Annotated in this window: 16 protein-coding genes; all 16 read right to left on the bottom strand. The window is 31.9% G+C overall.

The genetic code is table 11. The features are described 5' to 3' along the window. Positions 1-38 precede the first annotated feature (38 nt). The 16 genes from C3E90_RS12535 to C3E90_RS12460 all read right to left on the bottom strand — a co-directional run bounded on the left by C3E90_RS12535 (position 39) and on the right by C3E90_RS12460 (position 14,747). Positions 39-1,184, bottom strand: coding sequence for a pyridoxal-phosphate-dependent aminotransferase family protein (locus C3E90_RS12535; RefSeq protein ID WP_236916012.1), 1,146 nt, complete (start codon positions 1,182-1,184; stop codon positions 39-41). Between the two features lie 196 nt (positions 1,185-1,380). Further along, the gene (locus tag C3E90_RS12530; RefSeq protein WP_236916011.1) at positions 1,381-1,746 is read right to left on the bottom strand and encodes a DUF192 domain-containing protein; all 366 of its coding nucleotides are present in this window, start codon (positions 1,744-1,746) and stop codon (positions 1,381-1,383) included. Next, entirely contained in the window at positions 1,733-3,667 is a 1,935-nt protein-coding gene (locus C3E90_RS12525; protein WP_236916010.1) for a vWA domain-containing protein, read from the bottom strand. The genes C3E90_RS12530 and C3E90_RS12525 overlap by 14 nt, the downstream gene beginning before the upstream one ends. A 15-nt stretch (positions 3,668-3,682) precedes the next feature. Then, positions 3,683-4,603 carry a type II secretion system F family protein gene (locus C3E90_RS12520; RefSeq protein ID WP_236916009.1) on the bottom strand — a complete coding sequence of 307 codons (921 nt, stop codon included), beginning with the start codon at positions 4,601-4,603 and terminating at the stop codon, positions 3,683-3,685. 12 nt (positions 4,604-4,615) lie between these two features. Beyond that, positions 4,616-5,575, bottom strand: coding sequence for a type II secretion system F family protein (locus C3E90_RS12515; RefSeq protein WP_236916008.1), 960 nt, complete (start codon positions 5,573-5,575; stop codon positions 4,616-4,618). A gap of 1 nt (position 5,576) precedes the next feature. Next, positions 5,577-6,947, bottom strand: a complete 1,371-nt coding sequence (locus tag C3E90_RS12510; protein ID WP_236916007.1) for a CpaF family protein — start codon at positions 6,945-6,947, stop codon at positions 5,577-5,579. Positions 6,948-6,961: 14 nt separating this feature from the next. Then, complete coding sequence (locus C3E90_RS12505) at positions 6,962-8,134, bottom strand: nucleotide-binding protein (RefSeq protein ID WP_236916006.1); 1,173 nt, start codon at positions 8,132-8,134, stop codon at positions 6,962-6,964. A gap of 5 nt (positions 8,135-8,139) precedes the next feature. Beyond that, positions 8,140-8,850, bottom strand: coding sequence for a Flp pilus assembly protein CpaB (cpaB, locus tag C3E90_RS12500; RefSeq protein WP_236916005.1), 711 nt, complete (start codon positions 8,848-8,850; stop codon positions 8,140-8,142). A 24-nt stretch (positions 8,851-8,874) separates the two neighbouring features. Continuing rightward, entirely contained in the window at positions 8,875-9,909 is a 1,035-nt protein-coding gene (locus tag C3E90_RS12495) for a pilus assembly protein TadG-related protein (protein ID WP_236916004.1), read from the bottom strand. Positions 9,910-9,941: 32 nt separating this feature from the next. Further along, positions 9,942-10,358, bottom strand: a complete 417-nt coding sequence (locus C3E90_RS12490; protein ID WP_236916003.1) for a TadE/TadG family type IV pilus assembly protein — start codon at positions 10,356-10,358, stop codon at positions 9,942-9,944. A 10-nt stretch (positions 10,359-10,368) separates the two neighbouring features. After that, positions 10,369-10,920, bottom strand: a complete 552-nt coding sequence (locus C3E90_RS12485; protein ID WP_236916002.1) for an A24 family peptidase — start codon at positions 10,918-10,920, stop codon at positions 10,369-10,371. A gap of 120 nt (positions 10,921-11,040) precedes the next feature. Further along, a complete protein-coding gene (locus C3E90_RS12480) occupies positions 11,041-11,223 on the bottom strand; it encodes a Flp family type IVb pilin (protein WP_236916001.1) in 183 nt (60 codons plus the stop codon). A gap of 534 nt (positions 11,224-11,757) precedes the next feature. Continuing rightward, complete coding sequence (locus tag C3E90_RS12475; RefSeq protein WP_236916000.1) at positions 11,758-12,261, bottom strand: gamma carbonic anhydrase family protein; 504 nt, start codon at positions 12,259-12,261, stop codon at positions 11,758-11,760. Positions 12,262-12,321: 60 nt separating this feature from the next. Next, positions 12,322-12,831 (bottom strand): nitroreductase family protein, encoded by a 510-nt coding sequence (locus tag C3E90_RS12470; protein WP_236915999.1) that lies wholly within the window; start codon positions 12,829-12,831, stop codon positions 12,322-12,324. A gap of 63 nt (positions 12,832-12,894) precedes the next feature. Continuing rightward, positions 12,895-13,818 carry a pseudouridine-5'-phosphate glycosidase gene (locus C3E90_RS12465; protein ID WP_236915998.1) on the bottom strand — a complete coding sequence of 308 codons (924 nt, stop codon included), beginning with the start codon at positions 13,816-13,818 and terminating at the stop codon, positions 12,895-12,897. Further along, the gene (locus tag C3E90_RS12460) at positions 13,812-14,747 is read right to left on the bottom strand and encodes a carbohydrate kinase family protein (protein ID WP_236915997.1); all 936 of its coding nucleotides are present in this window, start codon (positions 14,745-14,747) and stop codon (positions 13,812-13,814) included. Before C3E90_RS12460 ends, C3E90_RS12465 begins: the two co-directional genes overlap by 7 nt. Between the last annotated feature and the right edge of the window lie 112 nt (positions 14,748-14,859).

Genomic DNA, 14,859 nt, shown 5'->3' with positions numbered 1-14,859 from the left:
TAGTCTCCCATTGGAAACTATCTTGCTATATCAAGCTATTATCTCATGAATTCTTTTGTCAAAGTTCCTAAGCCTTTTCCTAAAACATCCTTTTTCCCTAATCTATATAGGGTTCTTTCAATTGCGGAAATAGTTGATACTAAATCATGGGTATCTATATTACCCATATGCCCTAACCTGAACATCTTTCCTGCATAATCTCCTAATCCACCTGCTACTACTGCACCTTCTTCTGCAAGTTTCTTTCTAAACTCTCCATCATCTATTCCATCCATATATAAAACATTTGAAAGGGTAACCGCTCTATATTCCTTTTCTGCTAATATTTTAAACCCTAAATCCTCTAATGCTTCTTGCATAGCTTTTGCTACTTTAATATGCCTTTCATATCTATTTTCAATGCCTTCTTCTTTAATAATTCTTAAAGATTCTTGCAGAGCCCATATCATATTTACTGGTGGAGTTCCAAAATATTTTCCTGGATCTTTCATTATTGGCATCCATTTTTCAAAATCTATATAGTAATCTCTAATGGTTCCTAAGGATTTTCTTCTTTCTAATGCTTTAGGTCCAGCTAGTACAATTGCAAGGCCTGGGGCTACCCCAAATGCTTTTTGAGACCCGGTTATAAGTACATCTATACCCATTTCATCTAAATACTCAGGTTCTGCTGCAGTAGCACATACTCCATCAACTACTAATATAGTGTCTTCATATTTTTTCACCAATTGTCCTATTTCAGCTACTGGTGCACATACTCCTGTTGAAGTATCTACATGGGTAACAGTTATAGCTTTGTAATTCTTTTCTTTTAGTTTCTTTTCAATATCTTCTACAGGTACAATAGTTCCCCATTCAGATGAAATAACATCAACCTTTAAACCTTTTCTTTCGCATAGTTCTACATAACGATCTCCAAAATATCCATGAGACACTACTAATACATTGTCTCCTTCTTTAGTTACATTAGCTATTCCCATTTCCATAGCTAGAGTACCAGTTCCTGCTACAACAAAAGCCTCTCCTTTTGTTTTAAATATTGTTTTCAAATCTTCTATTACTTCTTTAAAATCCTTGATAAAATCAGGGTCCCCAAAAGCAACGGTTTCTCTACCCATTTGGTCTTGTATCGACCTTACAACGGGTGTAGGTCCTGGTATCATTACAAGCTTTCTGTTTTTCACTTCAATCTACCCCCTATATTTTTTCTATAATAATTAATATTAACTTGTCCAATAGAAAAAACTTTTCGTTACATAAATTTACATCTAGTTTTGTTAAATCATTTTATCCTTTTTATTGGTAAATGTCAATTAATCTTCCAGATAATAATATATTGGAGATAATTATAGCCTTAAATAGAATATATTCTAATTAAGGCTATTTCAATCCAGATTCTATAATCTCCAATTTGTCTCCTATATTCAATTGTTTTCTTTCAATGGTTCCTGCCCTAGCTTCTATTGCATAAACTCCTCCCCTTATAATAGGACTAAGTTTCCCTGGTGGCATTTCAGATATTATATGAATTACCTTATTATTCTTATCTACAAAGGCTACATCTATGGTTAATTTCATACCTATGGTGTGGACAGAATTACAAGGTTTAATTATTATTCCCTCATCTTCTTCTAGATTATCTTTCCCTAAAAGACCCTTAAGTCTAGCAAAAAAGCTTTTTGCTATAATTACATCCTCTAGAAAAACAGTACCTTTGGATAAATTCAAAATCTTATATTGTATCATGTCTATCCTCCAATATGTTTCTTCCTTCTACGGCCTCTTTAATCCATTTTGGTTGGTATTTGGTAAAATGAAAATCAAATCCACCAGATGAAAATTCCTTGTCATGGTTTAATGTAATAGAAGTATATATATCACTTTCATATATAATAATTCCAGGCTTAGTACATCTAAGGATCTGAATAATATCTGCGTTACGAGTAAAAAGTGTTTTCCAGCCTAATATAAAATTCCTTCTTTTCTCAATAAATTCCTTTGTAATTACTATATCATAATTAAATTTGCTACCTGGTATATAAAAATCTCCATCTTTTTCAGGATTAAAAGTAATTATTATCTCCTTTTTCTTTTTATTGGTTAAATCTATACTCTTACAATCTTCAAAGTTATTTCCGTCCCAATAGGTTAATACTCCCTTAATATTCACCTGGGGTCTAACAATTAATATATATAATAATATACCAATAATATATATAAATAATAAAATGCCAATAACAATTCCTGCAAAAGCTATAACCGGTTCATATCTAGTTTTTATATTTCTTGATAAATTTTCAAAATAAGATATTACCTCAATTTTATAATTCAATTTAGTATAACCAATAGTAGTAAATTCGTTTAATGGCTTAAAGCCAATTGTTAAATCATAGTTTCCATTATCTAAATTGGAATTTAAATCTATTAATAAATCTAAATCTACTTTTGAATTTGGTTCTAATCCAATCTGCTTAATACTAGAACTGCCTATTTTTTCATCAATATCAATAAATACAACTTCCTTAAAGGGTGATACATTATTAAAGGAAAGAGGAATGGATAATGTTTTACCCTTCCGGGCCAATAAGTTTTTTTCATAGGAGGTTATGAAAACATTTCCAGGTTTCGCTACTACATATTCTCCAATTGATTTTGTAATCATAAATGGTTCATTTTTATATATACCAGAAACTATTATACTAGCCTTCCCTTTACCATTTTTATCAAAAACTATTTTATTAGACCATATTCCATCATCTACCATAATATCCCCATGGCTTACTTCTCCATCATCTAATAGAGGAATGATTAAATCCGTCCCGTCATCATAATAAATATTAAGATTGAATTTATCAATTTTTAAATCTATTCCCCTTTGAAGCCTATTAGTACCTAAATTTAAGGTTGCTGATACTATAGCTTCCTCTCCATTTCTATATCCTTCCCTCTTCATCCAAAAACCAGTAGATAAAGAAAGCATATTGCTTAATAGATCTTCTTTAGGGGTTAGTAATTGTTCTGCAATTATCTCTCTTGATTTTAGCAATTGAATTAAATTTTTGTCTAAATCTATATCATCTTTAAATATTCTAACATTACCTTTAGTTTCTTCAGCAATTCTATTTAATATATCTACATCTACATCATCGCTAAATCCAATGGAATAAACAGGATAGTCATTTAAACTTAAATCTGTAACTACTTTCCACATAGATTCTGAATTATTAATAGTTGGTTTTCCATCAGTCAATAATACAATTACCTTTCGTGAACTTAGAGCTTCTAATTTTGAAAGTTCCTCATTAGCTTTAATAAAAGCAGCTGTATAATTAGTATCTCCTCCTGCTTCTAAATGAGGGGCTAACCTTTCTTTGAAGGATTGCCTAACACTGTTATCCTTTAGTTGTTCCATTGGAATTACTAAATTAACATAGTTATCAAAAGTAATAATGCCCAGAAAGTCATCCTGAGCTAATAAATCAATAAATACATTAGCTGCTTTTTCACGGAGTCTTTGGGGGTCTGTCTCTTTCATACTACCAGAAGTATCTATAATTAATGAAATGGCCAGTAAATCCTCACCATTCTCAGCATTAATAAATATATTTTGGAAAATCAAAAGAAGGACTAGAATAAATATAATTATAAGTCTATTGTGTCTTTTCATCATATCACCCCAAATTTAGAATATTTCCCCGAAAATGCTTACTATTCTAATAACTGCTGGACCTAATATTACAATAAACAATGCTGGTAACATAAAAAAAACAAGTGGAAATAACATCTTTATTGGTACTTTCATTGCTAGCTCTTCTGCTCTTTGTCGCCTTTTCTGCCTCATTGAAGAAGATTGAATTCTTAACATATTGGCTATATTGCTTCCTAATTGTTCCGATTGGATGACTGCAGAAATAAAAGTAGACAAATCATTTACTCCTGTTCGGTGAGCTACAGCTCTCAATGCATTTTCTCTTTTTCTTCCCTTATTTATCTCATCCAAAGCCCTATTAAATTCTTCAGATAAAGGTCCTGGCATTTTTTCTGTAGTTCTCTTCAATGCCATATCAAATCCTAAACCAGCTTCTACACTAACAAACAACAAATCCAACATATCTGGTAAGGATTTTTGAATTTTCATCTGTCTATCCTTAGCTTTTATTCTTAGGATATATATTGGGATAATAAAACCAACTATACTTAATAATATTAATAATATTTTATTTTTATTATTACCAAAAGTATTATACAAAATATAGGTTGTTGCGGGGATTATTATAGCTAACATAATCTGAATAGCAATAAACCTATTCACCGTAATATTATTAGGTTCGCCAGCATAAGCAATAATTTTTTGTAAACTATGGTTTACCTGATAGGGGGTAACTTTACCAATAAGTCCAACGACTTTTTGATAAAGGGGTTTAATAATTCTATCATTAAATGGTTGGGATAAAATCGTTTCTTCTTGGTGGTCTTTAAATAAATCTTTCACATCATCTAGTCTTTTTTTTACTTCTTTTCTCCTACTGAATAAAATATAATATATAATCGTAAATATAAAGGCAACGGTTATTATAACTAGAAAATAGATTAAGTATTTCATAGCTTCACCTCTCTAAATTTCCACATCAGCTAACTTCATCATAATGAATATGCCTAGAACCTGCATAATCAATCCACCTATTGCCATAAAAATTCCAACATTACTTTGAAAGAGCTCTTTTATATAGCTAGGATTCATTATAAATATCATTATAGCCACTACAAAGGGTAATATGGATATTATTATAGCTGATAATTTACTTTGAGCAGTCAATGTCTTAATTTCACCACGAATTCTCATTCTATCTCTAATAGTATCAGCTATGGTATCAAGGATTTCAGCCAAATTTCCTCCAACCTTCCTCTGTATAATCAAGGCTGTTACTAACATATCCACATCTTCATCATCAACTCTCTCTGAAAAATCCAATAAAGCTTCTTCTAACGGTTTTCCTATGGTATTATCCCTAACTATTCTTAAGAATTCATCTTTAATAGGTGTCTCCAATTCATTAGTTGCAACTGACATTGATTGAACAAAACTAAAACCTGCTCTAAGACCATTAGATAAAATGGATAAGGCCTCTGGAAGCTGGGAGTTTAATTTTTTCATCCTTTGTTTTTTAAGATTTCCCACATAAATGTCTGGAATTTTAAACCCAATTAGCATACCAATTAATCCCAAATACCAAAGTTTAGTTACAAAATAAATTAAAAGAAAACCAAGAATACCAAATAGTATAGAAATACCTAAAAACTCCTCAGCTTTCATAAAAACATAGGCTTGATTAAGTTTTTTTTGCTTTATATCCATATAATTTCTTCTGGACATTTTTCTAACTACTAATCCAATAATATTCAATATGAATTGTCTTAGACTTATATTAAAATCTGCATTATAGCTATAATTTTCTGTAGTGTAAACCTCTAATCTATTTATTATACTCCTTCGTTTTGCAAATATCATATTATATAAACCTAATACTATAAAAACTACGGATAAAAATACTAGTAAAAGACTCACAAAAAGCATATTAAAACCTCCTATCAGCAGAGAATACAGAGGCTGAAATGCTCTCACCATACGCTTTTATCTTTTCTAAGAATTTTGGTACTATACCTGTTGGCACATGTTTACCTAATACAGTGCCACCTTCATCAAAACCTTCATGCCTAAATACATATAAATCCTGTAATGTAACAGTATCCCCTTCCATTCCTACTATTTCTGTAACTTTAACTATTTTTCTAGAACCATCATTAAATCTAGAGCAATATACGATTAAATTAATTGCAGATGAAATTTGTTCCCTAATAGCCCTAGATGGAAGTTCCATTCCAGACATCATAACCATAGTCTCAAGGCGAGCTAAGGTATCCCTTGCGCTATTAGCATGGATAGTGGTTATGGAACCATCGTGGCCTGTATTCATAGCTTGAAGCATGTCTAAGGCTTCTCCTCCCCTTACTTCACCCACTATAATCCTATCTGGTCTCATACGCAATGAGTTAATAACCAAATCCCTAATGGTAATTTGACCCTTACCTTCAATATTAGGAGGCCTACTTTCTAATGAAACTACATGCTCTTGTTGAAGTTGCAGTTCAGCAGCGTCTTCTATGGTAACGATTCTCTCTGCATTAGGAATGAATCCAGAAATTACATTTAATAATGTGGTTTTGCCACTACCTGTACCTCCTGATACGATAATGTTGATTCTTCCTCTTACGCTTGCCTTTAAAATTCTTGCCAAATCCTGATTAAGGGTTCCAAAAGTAATTAAATCCTCTAAGGTATATGGTTCTACAGCAAATTTACGTATAGTAATAGTTGGTCCCTTTACAGAGAGGGGAGGAATAATAACATTGACCCTTGATCCATCAGGAAGTCTACCGTCTACCATGGGAGAACTTTCATCAACTCTTCTTCCTAAAGGGGATATAATTTTATCAATTGTATGCATTATATGGTTATCATCTCTAAAAGAATTTTCTACTTTAATAATTCTTCCTTTCCGTTCAATATAGATATCCTCTGGACCATTGACCATAATTTCTGTTATAGTAGGGTCTCCAATAAGGGAAGTAATAGGCCCATATCCAAATACTTCGTCCATTACATAGTTGGCAATTTTTTGCTTATCTCCAAAGGATAAATTCCTTTTACTTTCAAATAAAATTTCATTAATTATTCTATTGGTTTCATCAAGGACAAATTTCTTCTGTAAATCATTATGGTTTTCAGGACTACCAGTTATAATTTCTATGACTTTCGACAGAGTTTCATTGGCTATTTCTTCTAATTCCTTTTTCTTCCTAGATACTAATTCAGATGTTCCAGCAATAAGTTTGCTTCCATTTCCATTACCTGACAATCTATTAAAATCAAAAGAGTCTTTGGCCATTACTTCACCTCCAATTATTTCTGTTCAATCTGAAATTCAGAGTTTATATTCTTAACTAAATTTACAATAGATTTACTTATTGAAGACCTAGGTTTATCTAGTACTATTGGATTCCCATTATTTAACGAAAGAATTGCCAATTTATAATCAGCATCAATTATTCCAAATAGGTTTTCACTTAAAGTACTCTCTACATCCTTAGGCCTTATTTGCCCCTTATTATCTGCTCTATTTAATACTACCTTAATCTTGGATTTTGGAAAATTGAATTCATGTAATGTAAGAATTGACGCTTTTACATTTCTCAGAGTAGAAATCTCTGGGGTAGTAATCATCAGTAGTATATCTGCAAATTGAAATGCGGGATTAATAGGTTCATAAAATCTAGCAGGCATATCTACTACAATATAATCAAAAGTCCCTTGTAATGCACGAAGAATTATTTCTATATGTTCAGCGTTTACAAACTCATTTATTTGGGGTTTTGCATTGGCAGGAAGGACTTTTATTCCCGATTCATGGGGAATTAGATAGGATTCAATTAAATCTTGGTCAATATTTCTAATATCATCTACAATATCTAAAATTGTATACCTGGGTATAATATTTAATGCTAAAGCAACATTTCCAAAATCTAAATCCAAATCTACTAAGCATACTCTTTTTTCAGTATTCTTTGCCAAGGAAGCAGCTAAATTTGTAGATATAAAGGTTTTACCTACTCCACCCTTGGTGCTAAAAACGGTAATAACATGGCCTCTTCTAGATTTCCTTTTAGTACTAATAGGTCTATCCCTGTGGACAATCCTTTTGTCCTTAACTAATTCATAAGACCTATATATGGAATCAATTAGCTTTGCAGAATTAATAGGTGTTATAACAACATCCTTTGCCCCAGCAAACATGGCTTTATATACTGTATCTTCTCTTAACTCATCTTCTATTATTATTATTGCAATTTCTGGATACTCCTTAGATAAGGACCTTGCAAAAGAATATTTATCAAATTCTAAATTATCTCCTAATAGGATTACATTTGGGCTGTATTCCTCTATTGTATAATTTGTTTCTTCTAAATCCTCTGTTTCACCTACTAAAGTAATATAATCCACCTTAGAAAGGGTATCAGATACTAGTCTTCTCTCTTCTTCCTGAACTTCAACTATTAATACTTTTATTTTTTCCAAATCTATCACCTCATTCTAAAGGATTCGAAATTATCGAAACCATAATGGTCCAACTCAATATTATTAATATCAATTGGATTTCTTAATGTTAAATGAAATTCTCCATTTATAGTGGCAAAAGCTATAACCTCAGCTTGCTCTGGGTTGACTAAAATAGTTATGGTATTAGGTTGTTGAGTGGTTTCAGATTCCACAGAACTTTTTAAACTACCTAATTCCAATACCTCTATGTTTTGAAGTTGAGTATAAGTTTTTGATTCTTCTATATCATAGGTAGCTAGTATATCGATTTTGTCCCCTACGGATATATAGTTTGCCACCCCTGAAACTTCATTGACAGGTATGGTAATAGCCCTCATATCTTCTGGTATCCTATAGGATAAAATCTCATCTAAATCTTCCATAGCAACTCTACCTGCTAATATCTGCTCTTCATTAATAATTTCTGCCTTAGAGATTTTTCCAATTACTTTTTCTAAATCGGTTACTGCATCTGGGTGTATACCATCTGTAGGGATTGAAGATAATTTTACCATCTCTTCAGTAATTCTAATATGAGCAGGTATAGATGTTTGGGCTACAACTACTTCCGAATAGGAGGTTGTAACCCCTACATCTTCAGTTTTCTTTATAGTATTAATATATCTATTTAATAAAAATACAGTAATTAGACCAAGAATTACCCCGATTAATAAAATCCGTTTATTTACTTTCATAGACAGCACCTACCTTTTTATTGGTTATTTAATAAGTCTACTACTTCTTCCTTTATAAAAATTCTCTTTTGGAAATTCATCTTCATAAATATTGTAGACCTCTTTTAAAGTACCTAATAAATTTACTTTTTCTTTCCCTTCATCATCATTTTCCATAGAAAGCACTATGTTTTCAAAATATAGAATTACATATTCACCCCAATAAGCAGTTGTATTATCATTACCACTATTATTTATATCTCCCTGCCCATTCCCTTCGATGCCACTTTTTCCGTTACTGTTAATATAAGAAGCTCTTCCTGGTAAAATTCCGATGAGATAAGCCTTGTTTCCGCTTTTTTGCAAAAAATCAGATAGTGAATTTTTGCTTTGTTCAATAGAATTTTCCTTACCTTCCTCTATATTTATTGATCTTCCATAAATACTTTTATCAACACCATTTTCAATAACATCTTTAGGAGATGTATTCTCCTTATATTGACCATTTTTATCCCTACTAAAGGGACCTAATTTTATTAATCCAAATTTTAGATGAGATTCATCGTCTTTTCCCCATATATTCATTGCTGTATCTTTAAGATTTTTCATATGTTCTACATATTCACTAAGTGATAATTCATCTAATTCTCCATCATAATTATCCCTTAACCCAAATGGCAATATTCCTGTATACCATGAGGTTTTCTCCGCTGTTGCAGTAGCAGTTACAATATAATCTTCATCTCCAAATATTCTCCCAAAGAACCTATTATATTCCTTATTTACATCTACTTGGACAGCCCTATCATCATTGATTTTAATGGCTTTATCAAAACTATCTTCAACATGTTCATTAGTATAAATTTCAGCTATTCCATCAATATCTCCATCGGGTAATTCCCATGCAGCGGCTAATGCCCCTGCATCTGCTGCGTTTTGGAGGCTTCTTCTTTGCCATGCTAAGAATCCATAATCAACTGTTAAAGCAGTAACCCCTAATAATACAATCATCATTAGGGCTACCATTATTAACGACTGTCCCCTATCATCTTTGAATAAGAATTTTATTTTTTTAAACATAAATTACACCCTCTCCTATTAAGGCAAATAATTTAGGGTAGTACTTCTGATCTCATAGATGCTTTAGCACCTATATTTATACTATTTCCAGGAACAAAAACATCGGGAACTGGAACTATTAAATTTATACTGGCATCATTAATAATAACTTTTACTTCCTTCCCAACACTATCTGGATAATCTACAGTAATATTACCCTCCACCAAATCCAATGTTTTATGACCTTCAATGGCATCTATTACTCTCTTTTTCACTTCTGCTTCAGTTTTGCCAACAGATGCAGCCCTAGCCCCTTCTCTAGCAGCATTTGTCAAAGCTATTTGGGCACTAAAAATAATTCCAAATTGAATAATCCCCATTAATAAAAGTAGTAATATAGGCAATAGTATTGCAAACTCAACAACAGACTGCCCCTTTTGGTCTTTTTTAAATTTAAATAAACCTGACATATTTACCACCTCATATGAAATATACAAGCAACGTACCTAATCCTATAGCAACTCCATAAGGTATATAATGTTTTTCCTTTATGGATTCCAAATTTAAAAAATAATCATTTATTTTTTTTAATCTTTGGTTATCAAAGGTAATATTAAGTATGAATAAAATAGGTCTTATAATCATTCCAAAGGCTTTCTTTAGAGTAATCCAAAGTTTTTTCTTATAGATTAAAAATATAATAACTATAATTCCACCGACTAAACCAGCATAAACCGTATTATATAATACAAACTCCCAACCTTTTAACGCACCAATGGCTGCCATTAGTTTTACATCTCCTCCCCCCATACCTCCTAGGATAAAAGGGATAAGAAAAACACCTAAACCAACTAAAAATCCAATTAAACTAAATTTAAATCCTTCTATTCCAAAAAATACACTATATATAACTAAACCCCAAAGCATTGCAGGAAAGGTAATGAGATTGGGGATTTTTTTCTTAGTTAAATCAAAATACATGGATAGAAATATTAAAATTAACAATATATAATCATTTATAATTAAATTCATAATATTCTCCTTTATAAAGATGAATAAAGCTTTCATTATGTAAGGGAATTTCTGCCCCCGAAGGGGCAGATGTTGTGTTAGTTAGTTAATTAGTTACTTTCTATTATTAAATAGTACAGCCTATTCTGTAGGAACAGTACCATCTAATTTTGTAACTATTTCTGTAAACTTATCTTTTATTGCAGTACCAAGACCTGTTAATGCAAGTACAGCAGCCAAGGCTACTAATGCAAGTATCAACCCATACTCTACCATCCCTTGCCCTTCTTCTTCCTTAATTAACCTTTTGAAGATGTTTAACATTTTTTTATTCCTCCTTTTAAATAATTTTTAGTCCTAGACTTTATGATATATAGCGTTTATAATAACTAGTAACGCTTTAAATCACTGTAGTTTTACAGCGATTTATTGTCCCTCTGGAATATAATAATGCTTTTATATCCATGAGGAACTAAGTTGAATTGGAATTTATCCCTACTATATAATACATACCTTATGAAGGCTTCACCATTGATTCGTTGTAGCTCCTTTTTGATTTCATAATAGCTTCATATTGATTTCATAATGCGAAAAATGTCTAATAAAAAGTGCCATAGCAGAATAATCTGTTACGGCAGGTTACGTCACTTGCTTCCTATGAGTGAGACGTCCAAATTTAACCCATAGTACTTCGCATCCGTGGGATAAAACCTATTCAATTATATAAAAGGCTATAGGTAAAATAATATTGTCATCTCATTTACTTTAATATAGTTTAGAATATATAGTTTATCTACACCTAAAAAGTATGAAAGCATAAAAAAATATCACCCTTTTTAGGTGATATTTACCATTTCACTAATCTATATGTTTTTTATATAATTTATTATATCTTATAGCATTTTGTCTTACGCCTTCAATCTCTTCATCAGTAACCTGTCTAATGACTTTGCCTGGCATTCCTAATACTAAAGAGTTGGGAGGTATATGCTTGCCTTCTGTTACTACAGTTCCAGCTCCAATTATACAATTATCTCCTATAACCGCCCTATTCATTATTATAGCACCCATGCCTATTAGGCAATTATCTCCTATGGTACAACCATGGACAATTGCATTATGTCCAACTACAGTATAATCTCCAACTTTAGTAGGTTTATTTGTTTCCGTATGGACTGTAGCGTTATCTTGAATATTTGAGTATTTACCTATGGTTATATTTTCAATATCTCCTCTTACAACAGCACCATACCAAATGCTTGTACCTTCCCCAATATTTACATCTCCTATGACCATAGCAGTATCTGCTATAAAAGTATCCTCATGAATATCTGGTTCAATACCTTTTAGTTCTCTTATCATATGCAATTCTCCTTTTCAAATTTTATTTATTATTTTCTCTATATTAAGAATATGTACCCATTATTTATATTTATCATAACAAACAATTTGGTCTAAACTTTTTCTTGGTCTTGGAGATGGTGATTCATCAGGATATCCCAATGGAGTTATTGAGACTACTCTCACTTCTTCTGGAATATCCAGTACATCCTTTACCATATTTTCATCAAAACTACCAAGCCAACAAGTACCTAATCCCTGTTCATAGGCTTCTAGTATCATATATGCAGTAGCAATGGATAAATCAACAGTATATCGTGGTTGTCCACATTTCATAATCCCCTCAGTTTCTGTACCGCAGCAAACTAAAATTATTGGAGCTTCTCCAACAAAGGGTTGACCTATTGCCTCAGTAAGTTTTTCCCTTATTTCTGGGTCCCTTGCAACTACAAACTTCCACTCTTGTCTATTCTTTGCAGAAGGAGAAAGTCTAGCTGCTTCCAAAACCTTTAATAATTTTTCCTCTTCTACAGGCTTACTGCTATACTTTCTTATACTTCTCCTACCTTCTATTGCAGATAAAACATCCATTATGTATTCCCTCCTATCAAATAATAAAATTAATAGTCATTTTATTTATATTATATCAAAACTTTAAATCCTATATAACTTCTCCAATTCTATAGCTAAATTTGCTCCAAGAATTGCATTATTATATACTAGCTTTATATTGGACTCGAGACTCTTTCCCCCTGTAATCTCCTTTACCTTGTCTAATAAAAATGGGGTTACTTCTTTACCTTTTATACCCATAGTTTCAGCTTTACTTATGGCATCTTTTATAGCTTGATTTATTATTCTTGGGTCCATTTCATATTCTCTGGGTATTGGATTTGCCACAACAATTCCTCCATCTAGACCTAGAGCCCATTTTGTTTTTATTGCCTTAGCCAGCTCCTCTTCATCATCTACCTGATAATCTACACCAAAGCCGCTTTTCCTAGTAAAAAATGAAGGAAACTCTTGGGTTTTAAATCCTACAACAGGTACCCCAAAGGTTTCTAAGTATTCTAATGTAAGGCCTATATCCAATATGGATTTAGCTCCTGCACAAACTACTGCCACACCGGTATGAGCTAATTCTTGTAAATCAGCTGATATATCAAATGTCTCTTCTGCACCTCTATGGACTCCTCCTATGCCTCCTGTAACGAAGACTTTAATACCTGCTAAATTAGCTATTATCATGGTAGAAGCTACAGTGGTAGCACCATTTAATCCTTTAGATATAATAAAGGGCAAATCCCTTCTACTCACCTTCTTAACATCCTTTGTCTTTCCTAAATATTCGATTTCTTCTTCCTCTAATCCTACCTTAATCCTCCCATTTAATATGGCAATAGTAGCTGGAATTGCTCCTCTATCCTTAATTATCTTTTCCACTTCTAAGGCAGTTTTTACATTTTGAGGATAAGGCATTCCATGGGAAATAATTGTAGACTCTAAAGCTACTACTGGTTTTCTTTCTTCTATAGCTTTTTTTACGTCTTCTTTCATATCCATATATTTTCTTACCATAATCCTATCTCCTTTATTCTATTTTCAATATTTTCTACTGATATATTTGGGTTTATAGTATTTTCATCCTCTAAGGTTATTATAGATGCTCCTATGGAAAACTTTAAAGTATTTTCTATATCCAATCCCTTGAAATAAGAATAAGCTAATGCTGCAAAAAACGCATCTCCTGCCCCAGTAGCATTTTTTATTCTTATTTTAGGTGATTTTAAATGCATTTCATTTTGATTATCAAAATAATATACTCCTTCTTCACCTAAGGTTATAAATACTTTTTTCAACCCTTGGTTTATAAAATGATTTGCCACCTTTTTTATATCTCGTTCCTCAAATATCTCCATGCCTGATAGTATTTCTGCCTCTAATTTATTTGGTTTTATTGTATGAAAATAGCCTAATATATCTTTAACTTTTTCTGCTTTTGTTGTGGATACGGTATCTAAAAAGAAATCCACCTTAAAATTAGACACCATATATTTTAGTACCTCAATGGGTATATTAGTATCTACTATACATAGGGCGGAATTCTCTATGATTTCCTTTTTATCCTGAATAAAAGATATGGTCATCTTCTCAAATATATCCATAGATGAAAGAGCCACATTCATATCTCCTGTTTCATCTAATATAGCTATATAGGTAGAAGTATCTTCATCTTGAAGAATTAATGATTGAGACATATCTAATCCTATCTTTTTGCCTTCTTCTACTATAAGTTTTCCATATGTATCATTCCCTAAAACAGTTATTAGTCTAGTATCTATTCCCAACCGACTTAAATTCTCTCCTATATTCCTTCCAACTCCACCTAAGGATATGGTGGTTTTTCCTGGATTGGAATCCTTCAGCCTGAGTTTTTTATAGGGTGAACCGATAATATCAATATTAGCTCCACCTACTATGGTAATATAAGGTTTGCTTTTCCTCAAATTATATCCTCCCCCCAAAATATCTAAGCTTGGCACTAACTTATTAACTAGATTAGTAATTCGATAAGTTCATAGGTGTTACCAAGCCTCGGAATTAAGGTCACAACTCCTA

The organism is Clostridium sp. Cult2, from assembly GCF_021655075.1.
Classification (GTDB): Bacteria; Bacillota; Clostridia; order Tissierellales; family Tepidimicrobiaceae; genus Schnuerera.
This window is presented reverse-complemented; position numbering and strand designations above follow the sequence as displayed.

What these genes read in the sequence shown, in the direction of transcription:
- C3E90_RS12470 (WP_236915999.1), bottom strand. Translation starts at nt 12,831, where the DNA reads ATGGATGTTTTATCTGCAATAGAAGGTAGGAGAAGTATAAGAAAGTAT.
- C3E90_RS12495 (WP_236916004.1), bottom strand. Translation starts at nt 9,909, where the DNA reads ATGTTTAAAAAAATAAAATTCTTATTCAAAGATGATAGGGGACAGTCG.
- C3E90_RS12525 (WP_236916010.1), bottom strand. Translation starts at nt 3,667, where the DNA reads ATGAAAAGACACAATAGACTTATAATTATATTTATTCTAGTCCTTCTT.
- C3E90_RS12515 (WP_236916008.1), bottom strand. Translation starts at nt 5,575, where the DNA reads ATGCTTTTTGTGAGTCTTTTACTAGTATTTTTATCCGTAGTTTTTATA.
- C3E90_RS12475 (WP_236916000.1), bottom strand. Translation starts at nt 12,261, where the DNA reads ATGATAAGAGAACTAAAAGGTATTGAACCAGATATTCATGAGGATACT.
- C3E90_RS12465 (WP_236915998.1), bottom strand. Translation starts at nt 13,818, where the DNA reads ATGGTAAGAAAATATATGGATATGAAAGAAGACGTAAAAAAAGCTATA.
- C3E90_RS12490 (WP_236916003.1), bottom strand. Translation starts at nt 10,358, where the DNA reads ATGTCAGGTTTATTTAAATTTAAAAAAGACCAAAAGGGGCAGTCTGTT.
- C3E90_RS12520 (WP_236916009.1), bottom strand. Translation starts at nt 4,603, where the DNA reads ATGAAATACTTAATCTATTTTCTAGTTATAATAACCGTTGCCTTTATA.
- C3E90_RS12485 (WP_236916002.1), bottom strand. Translation starts at nt 10,920, where the DNA reads ATGAATTTAATTATAAATGATTATATATTGTTAATTTTAATATTTCTA.
- C3E90_RS12480 (WP_236916001.1), bottom strand. Translation starts at nt 11,223, where the DNA reads ATGTTAAACATCTTCAAAAGGTTAATTAAGGAAGAAGAAGGGCAAGGG.
- C3E90_RS12530 (WP_236916011.1), bottom strand. Translation starts at nt 1,746, where the DNA reads ATGATACAATATAAGATTTTGAATTTATCCAAAGGTACTGTTTTTCTA.
- cpaB (WP_236916005.1), bottom strand. Translation starts at nt 8,850, where the DNA reads ATGAAAGTAAATAAACGGATTTTATTAATCGGGGTAATTCTTGGTCTA.
- C3E90_RS12510 (WP_236916007.1), bottom strand. Translation starts at nt 6,947, where the DNA reads ATGGCCAAAGACTCTTTTGATTTTAATAGATTGTCAGGTAATGGAAAT.